Raw genomic sequence first — 3,180 nt, 5'->3', positions numbered from 1 at the left:
CCCGTCCCCGGCGGAGGCGGGGCGGACGGGCGGGGAGGACGGGCCGGGGCTGCCATCCAGTCCCTGCCCGGCGTCGTCGATCAGTTCGCCGGTGAGGACGTCGTCCGGGCCTGCCCCTGCGTCTCCCGCCCGGGCGGAGGGGGCCTCCAACTCCGGCTGCGGCGCCTGGTCCAGCAGGGCGGTGCTGTGCTGCAGGTTCGACTTGTCGCTGCCGCCATTGGCGATGATCACGGCGATCCACGGCAGGAAAACGGCGCCGCCCACGAAGAACCAGCGGAACCAGCTGTCGATGAAGAAAAAGAGCAGCAAACAGGCCAGCCGGATACCCATGGCGAGCGTGTACTGGACCATGCGCCGGTGCATCTCATCGGTATGGCTTTCGGGGACGTCCGTAATGCTCAGGACTTCCGGCTTCTCGTCAGGCTGCTTGCTCATCACACTCCATCAGGGCTGTATCAATTCTCCCACGATGGCCGGAATGTCTAAAGCCGCGCGACGATGACCGGGCGGCGGATATCCCGGGCTAGGATTCCATAGGAAAACAGCAGCGTGATGGAGGTAAGAGTGAGCAACGAACAGCAGCCCGGCCGCAGCGTGCTGGTCACCGGCGGCAACAGGGGAATCGGGCTGGCGATTGCCCGGGCCTTCGAAGCGAACGGGGACAAGGTGGCGATCACCTACCGCAGCGGCGAGGTTCCCGACGGACTCCTGGGTGTGAAGGCCGATGTGACTGATACCGGGTCCGTGGACGCTGCCTTCACCGAGGTCGAGGCTGCCCACGGTCCCGTGGAGGTCTTGGTCGCCAATGCCGGCGTCACCCGCGACATGCTGCTGCTGCGGATGAGCGAAGAAGACTTCACCAGCGTGGTGGATACCAACCTGTCCGGTGCGTTCAGGGTAATCAAGCGGGCCTCCAAGGGCATGATCAGGCTGCGGAAGGGCCGCGTGGTGCTGATCTCCTCGGTGGTGGGCCTCTACGGGTCGCCAGGCCAGATCAACTATGCCGCGTCCAAGGCCGGCCTGGTGGGCATCGCCCGGTCGCTGACCCGCGAGCTCGGATCGCGCAACATCACCGCCAACGTGGTGGCCCCGGGCTTCGTCAACACGGAAATGACTGCCGTGCTGCCGGAGGACACGCAGAAGAACTACCTGGCGTCCATCCCGGCCGGCCGCTTCGCCGAACCGGAAGAAGTCGCGAAGGTGGTGCGCTGGATTGCCAGCGACGAAGCCGCCTACATCTCCGGCGCGGTGATCCCGGTGGACGGCGGACTGGGAATGGGCCACTAGGCAGCTCGGGCAGGTGTTCGGCCTGCGTTTTGTCGGCTCCCGACAACGGATAAGGCTTCGGGGACTGGCAAGATGGAACCCGAAGCCTTTTCCGGTTGGGCGTTTCCTACAACGCGCCCGACCGGACCACTACTGAGAACCTCGAGGAGCAGCCATGGGCGCACTGGACGGCAAAGCAGCAATCGTAACGGGATCATCGCGCGGCATCGGCGCGGAGGTGGCCAAGCTCCTGGCCGCCGAGGGAGCGTCGGTGGTAGTCAACTACCGCCAGAAGGCACCCCGCGCCAACAAGGTAGTGGCGCAGATCGAGGAAGCCGGCGGCCGCGCCGTCGCCGTTGCCGCCGACCTCACCGCGGCAGAGGGCGCCGAGGCGCTGGTCGAGGCCGCCAGGCAGAACTTCGGCGGCGTCGATGTGCTGGTGCTCAACGCGTCGGGCGGCATGGAGTCCAGCATGGGCGAGGACTATGCCCTGCGCCTGAACCGCGACGCGCAGGTGAACATGCTCAAGGCCGCGGCCGAGGCGATGCCGGCCGGCTCCCGCGTTGTGTTCGTCACCAGCCATCAGGCCCACTTCATCCGTACCGTGCCGACCATGCCGGAGTATGAGCCGGTGGCCCTGAGCAAGCGCGCCGGCGAAGACGCGCTGCGCGAACTGCTGCCGGAGCTGGAGGCCAAGGGCATCTCGCTGGTGGTCGTGTCCGGCGACATGATCGAAGGCACCGTGACCGCGACGCTGCTGGACCGTGCCCGCCCCGGCGCGATCGAGGCCCGCCGGGCCGAGGCCGGCAAGCTCTACTCGGTGGAAGAGTTCGGCGCGGAAGTGGCCAAGATGGTTACCGCCGATGTCCCCTCCGGGCACACGGAATACGTGGGCGGGGCCGAGTCCTTCCTGCAGGCGCAGGATTAAGGGCCCGCAAGAGCCCGACTACTCCCGGACCAGTCGGCGCGCGGCCGCGGCTATATGCCGCGCCGAGATGCCCGCCGCGTCCAGCAGGTCCTGTGGCGCACCGGAGGTCGGCAAGCCTTCCACGGCCAGCCGGACCAGTTTGAGGTCCGGTACCCGCGCCTGGGTCAGGGAATCGGCAACGGCCGAACCGAGCCCGCCTTCGGGATAGTGGTCCTCCACCGTGATGATCCGGCCGCCCGTGACCCGGCACGCCGCCAGCAGCGTCTGGTGGTCGATGGGCTTGATCGAATAGAGATCGACCACCCGCACGCCGATGCCGTCGTCGGCGAGCCTGGCGGCCGCGGCCAGGCATTCGTGCAGGGTGACGCCCGCTCCGACGAGGGTGACGTCGTCGTGGTCCGTAGCCCGGTGCACCTTCGCCCCGCCGATGGGGAATTCTTCGCCCTCCCCGTACAGCACGGGGTAATCGCCCCGCGTGGCCCGGAGGTAACAGATGCCGGAAGTGTCCGCCATGGCGCGGACCAAACCGGCGGTCGAGGGCGCGTCGGCGGGGTAGAGGACGGTCGAGGTGTGGATCGCCCGCATCGCGGCCAGGTCCTCCAGCGCCATCTGCGACGGCCCGTCCTGGCCGATTTCGACGCCGGCATGGGTGCCGACCAGGCGGATGTCCACCTCGGATACCCCGGCCATCCGGATGAAGTCGTAGCCGCGGGAGACGAGGAACGCTGCAAAACTGGCGGCAAACGGCACATACCCGCGCACGGAGAGTCCGGCCGCCGCCGCCACCATCTGCTGTTCGGAGATGAACATCTCGAAGAAGCGCTCGGGCGCCGCCTTGCTGAACTCCCCGGCCTTGGTGGAGTTGCCCACCTCGCCGTCCAGGACCACCACCTCGGGCCGGGCGGCGAGGGCAGCCAGAGCCTCGCCGAAGGCGGTCCGGGTGGCGACGGAATCGCCCGCCGTGTAGGCGGGCAGCGCGACGGCGG

Annotated in this window: 4 protein-coding genes; 2 read left to right on the top strand and 2 right to left on the bottom strand. The window is 68.1% G+C overall.

Annotation, left to right across the window (positions count from 1 at the left end):
* On the bottom strand, positions 1-435 hold a 435-nt coding region (locus AC5RUJ_RS13320; protein ID WP_494155988.1), incomplete at its 3' end, for a DUF3099 domain-containing protein.
* A 129-nt stretch (positions 436-564) separates the two neighbouring features.
* Here AC5RUJ_RS13320 and AC5RUJ_RS13315 point away from each other — a divergent pair.
* Positions 565-1,287 (top strand): beta-ketoacyl-ACP reductase, encoded by a 723-nt coding sequence (locus AC5RUJ_RS13315; protein WP_494127888.1) that lies wholly within the window; start codon positions 565-567, stop codon positions 1,285-1,287.
* Positions 1,288-1,441: 154 nt separating this feature from the next.
* Positions 1,442-2,194 (top strand): SDR family oxidoreductase, encoded by a 753-nt coding sequence (locus AC5RUJ_RS13310; protein WP_494025888.1) that lies wholly within the window; start codon positions 1,442-1,444, stop codon positions 2,192-2,194.
* An 18-nt stretch (positions 2,195-2,212) separates the two neighbouring features.
* Here AC5RUJ_RS13310 and AC5RUJ_RS13305 read toward each other — a convergent pair.
* Positions 2,213-3,180, bottom strand: a 968-nt coding sequence (locus AC5RUJ_RS13305) for a transketolase family protein (RefSeq protein ID WP_494155987.1), incomplete at its 5' end; no start/stop codon positions are given.

The sequence above is a fragment of the Arthrobacter sp. Y3223164 genome (genome assembly GCF_059091005.1).
The sequence above is the reverse complement of the archived record's forward strand: the minus strand, read 5'-3'. Positions and strand labels throughout refer to the sequence as shown.